This window comes from Chryseobacterium sp. HNCC26DJ239, assembly GCF_057180445.1.
The window spans coordinates 1-4,827 of sequence record NZ_JBXUGJ010000014.1; the positions used below are offsets into that span (position 1 = coordinate 1).

2 tRNA genes and 3 rRNA genes are annotated in these 4,827 nt (G+C 47.3%); all 5 read left to right on the forward strand.

Features of this window, described 5'->3' with window-relative positions:
• A 16S ribosomal RNA gene (locus AC2A1D_RS17750) occupies window positions 1-1,216 on the forward strand; the annotation flags it as partial.
• 175 nt (window positions 1,217-1,391) lie between these two features.
• A tRNA-Ile gene (locus AC2A1D_RS17755) sits at window positions 1,392-1,465 on the forward strand.
• Window positions 1,466-1,546: 81 nt separating this feature from the next.
• Window positions 1,547-1,620: transfer RNA gene (locus AC2A1D_RS17760), tRNA-Ala, on the forward strand.
• A gap of 159 nt (window positions 1,621-1,779) precedes the next feature.
• Window positions 1,780-4,533, forward strand: a 23S ribosomal RNA gene (locus AC2A1D_RS17765).
• 180 nt (window positions 4,534-4,713) lie between these two features.
• A 5S ribosomal RNA gene (gene rrf, locus AC2A1D_RS17770) occupies window positions 4,714-4,821 on the forward strand.
• Window positions 4,822-4,827 lie beyond the last annotated feature (6 nt).

The window sequence follows — 4,827 nt, forward strand, 5'->3', positions numbered from 1 at the left end:
CCCCCACACTGGTACTGAGACACGGACCAGACTCCTACGGGAGGCAGCAGTGAGGAATATTGGACAATGGGTGCAAGCCTGATCCAGCCATCCCGCGTGAAGGACGACGGTTCTATGGATTGTAAACTTCTTTTATATAGGGATAAACCTACTCTCGTGAGGGTAGCTGAAGGTACTATATGAATAAGCACCGGCTAACTCCGTGCCAGCAGCCGCGGTAATACGGAGGGTGCAAGCGTTATCCGGATTTATTGGGTTTAAAGGGTCCGTAGGCGGGCTTGTAAGTCAGTGGTGAAATCTCACAGCTTAACTGTGAAACTGCCATTGATACTGCAGGTCTTGAGTAAGGTAGAAGTAGCTGGAATAAGTAGTGTAGCGGTGAAATGCATAGATATTACTTAGAACACCAATTGCGAAGGCAGGTTACTATGTCTTAACTGACGCTGATGGACGAAAGCGTGGGGAGCGAACAGGATTAGATACCCTGGTAGTCCACGCCGTAAACGATGCTAACTCGTTTTTGGGGCTTCGGTTTCAGAGACTAAGCGAAAGTGATAAGTTAGCCACCTGGGGAGTACGTTCGCAAGAATGAAACTCAAAGGAATTGACGGGGGCCCGCACAAGCGGTGGATTATGTGGTTTAATTCGATGATACGCGAGGAACCTTACCAAGGCTTAAATGGGAATTGACAGGCTTAGAAATAGGCTTTTCTTCGGACAATTTTCAAGGTGCTGCATGGTTGTCGTCAGCTCGTGCCGTGAGGTGTTAGGTTAAGTCCTGCAACGAGCGCAACCCCTGTCACTAGTTGCCATCATTAAGTTGGGGACTCTAGTGAGACTGCCTACGCAAGTAGAGAGGAAGGTGGGGATGACGTCAAATCATCACGGCCCTTACGCCTTGGGCCACACACGTAATACAATGGCCGGTACAGAGGGCAGCTACACAGCGATGTGATGCAAATCTCGAAAGCCGGTCTCAGTTCGGATTGGAGTCTGCAACTCGACTCTATGAAGCTGGAATCGCTAGTAATCGCGCATCAGCCATGGCGCGGTGAATACGTTCCCGGGCCTTGTACACACCGCCCGTCAAGCCATGGAAGTTTGGGGTACCTGAAGTCGGTGACCGTAAAAGGAGCTGCCTAGGGTAAAACAAGTAACTAGGGCTAAGTCGTAACAAGGTAGCCGTACCGGAAGGTGCGGCTGGAACATCTCATTTTAGAGACAATACGTCAAAACAAAAAACGGACACATAGTGTCCACAGTACTTATTTAAAGTTTAAGCTTTAGTTTTTTATTTGGTTGATATATTAAAAATACAAAACCCACTAGAAATTAGTATAAGGGATAAGAGATAATTAACAATTATTAATTAATAATTATTAATTAGAGAGAGTCTCGTAGCTCAGCTGGTTAGAGCGCTACACTGATAATGTAGAGGTCGGCAGTTCGAGCCTGCCCGAGACTACTAATTAAGGCGGTAAGCAGTAAGCTTGAAGCAGTAGGCATTTGCCTAGAGCTTATAGCCTAAAGCCTACAGCACCTAGAGGGGGAATTAGCTCAGCTGGCTAGAGCGCCTGCCTTGCACGCAGGAGGTCAAGGGTTCGACTCCCTTATTCTCCACAGTTTTGGAGGTTTGATTTAAAAGTTACGATTGGAGCCAAAAACAACAATTGTTCATCAAGCTGAAAAGAAGAAAAAAAGATCATTGACATTAACGGTAAAGACATCACAAAGAGAAAACCGAGCACTTATAAGTGCTTGAGTAACCTAAAAAATAGGAAAGAAATCGTTAAGGGCGTATGGCGGATGCCTAGGCTTTCAGAGGCGACGAAGGACGTGGTAAGCTGCGAAAAGCTGCGGGGATTGGCACACACGAATTGATCCGCAGATGTCCGAATGGGGCAACCCAATACATTGAAGATGTATTACCTCGTAAGAGGAGCAAACCCGGAGAACTGAAACATCTAAGTACCCGGAGGAAAAGAAATCGAAGAGATTCCGTAAGTAGTGGCGAGCGAAAGCGGATTAGCCCAAAAGTCTTTATATGTTTAGAAGAATGTTCTGGAAAGAACAGCCGTAGACGGTGATAGCCCGGTATTCGAAAGGCATACATAGATGATAAATGAGTAGGGCGGGACACGTGAAATCCTGTCTGAATATGGGGGGACCATCCTCCAAGGCTAAATACTCCTGAAAGACCGATAGTGAACAAGTACTGTGAAGGAAAGGTGAAAAGCACTTCGAATAGAAGGGTGAAATAGAACCTGAAACCGTACGCCTACAAGCGGTCGGAGCACCTATATGGTGTGACGGCGTGCCTTTTGCATAATGAGCCTACGAGTTAATTTTACTAGCGAGGTTAAGGACTTAAGGTCCGGAGCCGGAGCGAAAGCGAGTCTGAATAGGGCGCATAGTTAGTAGGATTAGACGCGAAACCTTGTGATCTACCCATGGGCAGGTTGAAGCTCTGGTAACACAGAGTGGAGGACCGAACCGGTTGACGTTGAAAAGTCTTCGGATGACCTGTGGGTAGGGGTGAAAGGCCAATCAAACTGGGAGATAGCTCGTACTCTCCGAAATGCATTTAGGTGCAGCGTCGATTTATAGTTTATTAGAGGTAGAGCTACTGATTGGATGCGGGGGTTTCATCGCCTACCAATTCCTGACAAACTCCGAATGCTAATAAATGATGGTCGGCAGTGAGGGCATGGGTGCTAAGGTCCATGTCCGAGAGGGAAAGAACCCAGACCAACAGCTAAGGTCCCCAAATATATGTTAAGTTGAAGCAACGCGGTTGGACTGCATTGACAGCTAGGATGTTGGCTTGGAAGCAGCCATTCATTTAAAGAGTGCGTAACAGCTCACTAGTCGAGCGGTCCGGCATGGATAATAATCGGGCATAAACATATTACCGAAGCTATGGATTTGTAATTTATTACATCTGGTAGGAGAGCATTCTATTTGCGCCGAAGCAGTACTGTGAGGTATTGTGGAGCGGATAGAAAAGAAAATGTAGGCATAAGTAACGATAAAGGGGGCGAGAAACCCCCTCACCGAAAGACTAAGGTTTCCTCAGCCATGCTAATCAGCTGAGGGTTAGTCGGGACCTAACGCGAACCCGAAAGGGGTAGTGGATGGACAATGGGTTAATATTCCCATACTTGCTCACGAATAAAGGGGACGGTTGGATGTAGCTACTGGAGACTGACGGAATAGTCAAGACCTAGCCTTCGGGCGAAGTTGCTGTAGTGTAATCCGATCCAAGAAAAGCCGAAGTGAAGCAACCCGTACCAAAACCGACACAGGTAGTCGAGGAGAGAATCCTAAGGTGCTCGAGTGAGTCGTGGCTAAGGAACTAGGCAAAATAGTCTCGTAACTTCGGAAGAAGAGACGCCAACAGCAATGTTGGCCGCAGTGAAGAGGCCCAGGCGACTGTTTATCAAAAACACAGGACTCTGCTAAATCGAAAGATGCTGTATAGGGTCTGACACCTGCCCGGTGCTGGAAGGTTAAGGAAGGGCGTTAGCGTAAGCGAAGCGTTTGACTGAAGCCCCAGTAAACGGCGGCCGTAACTATAACGGTCCTAAGGTAGCGAAATTCCTTGTCGGGTAAGTTCCGACCTGCACGAATGGTGTAACGATCTGGGCACTGTCTCAGCCACGAGCTCGGTGAAATTGTAGTATCGGTGAAGATGCCGATTACCCGCAATGGGACGAAAAGACCCTGTGAACCTTTACTATAACTTCGTATTGACTTTGAGTAAGCAATGTGTAGGATAGGTGGGAGGCTATGAAGCTGGCACGCTAGTGTTGGTGGAGCCGACGTTGAAATACCACCCTTTGCTTACTTGGAGCCTAACTTCTTTTAGAAGGACATTGCGTGGTGGGTAGTTTGACTGGGGTGGTCGCCTCCAAAAGAGTAACGGAGGCTTTCAAAGGTACCCTCAGCACGCTTGGTAACCGTGCGTAGAGTGTAATGGCATAAGGGTGCTTGACTGTGAGACCAACAAGTCGATCAGGTGCGAAAGCAGGACATAGTGATCCGGTGGTTCCGTATGGAAGGGCCATCGCTCATAGGATAAAAGGTACTCCGGGGATAACAGGCTAGTCTCCCCCAAGAGCTCACATCGACGGGGAGGTTCGGCACCTCGATGTCGGCTCGTCACATCCTGGGGCTGGAGAAGGTCCCAAGGGTTGGGCTGTTCGCCCATTAAAGTGGCACGCGAGCTGGGTTCAGAACGTCGTGAGACAGTTCGGTCTCTATCTATTGCGGGCGTTAGATGTTTGAGAGGGCTTGATTCTAGTACGAGAGGACCGAATTGAACAAACCTCTGGTGTATCAGTTGTACCGCCAGGTGCACCGCTGAGTAGCTATGTTTGGAAGAGATAAGCACTGAAAGCATATAAGTGCGAAACTCGCCTCAAGATGAGACATCTTTTAAGGGTCGTGGGAGATGACCACGTTGATAGGCTACAGGTGTAAAGTTGGTAACAGCATAGCCGAGTAGTACTAATTACCCGTAGATTTATAGCCTAATATAAATGGTTAATTATTAATTGTTAATTATCAATTAACTTAAGCCTTATAAGTGCAATACTGGTTTTGCCTTTGTGATGAAATTTACCGATAAAAAAGAAGTTAGAAACTAGATATTAGAAGTTAGTATATTACTAATCTCTAACGACTAACATCTAACCTCTTATATACAACCTTTAGGGTGGTTTTAGCGGTGGGGCTCACCTGTTCCCATTCCGAACACAGAAGTTAAGCCCACCAGCGCCGATGGTACTGCGAAAGCGGGAGAGTAGGTCGCCGCCAGTTTTTTTT